Source organism: Pseudomonas sp. Larv2_ips (assembly GCF_963879675.1).
GTDB lineage: Bacteria > Pseudomonadota > Gammaproteobacteria > Pseudomonadales > Pseudomonadaceae > Aquipseudomonas.
This window is the reverse complement of sequence record NZ_CAWOAW010000043.1, coordinates 18507-18811: the sequence shown is the minus strand read 5'-3', so window position 1 is coordinate 18811 and position 305 is coordinate 18507.

The following is a 305-nucleotide window of genomic DNA, read 5'->3' as shown; positions in this document are numbered from 1 at the left end:
CGGTGGTTCAGTCAGCTCATGTGTCACTGACATACCGCTTTCGCGAGCAAGCCCGCTCCCACAAGTTGACCGCGTTCAACTGCCAGTAGCGCAGTGCTTGGCTTTTCTGTGGGAGCTGGCTTGCCTGCGATGCAGGCACCTCGGTGTATCAGGCACAACCAGTTGATGCCATCGCAGGCAAGCCAGCTCCCACCTTTGATTGAGTTCAGCCTTCAAGGTCAGGTCGGCTGTCAGGCCGCCTCGGCTGTGCTTTTGCTTCTACCACTCAGGTCGGCTACTAGGCCGCCGTGCTGTAGATTTTGATC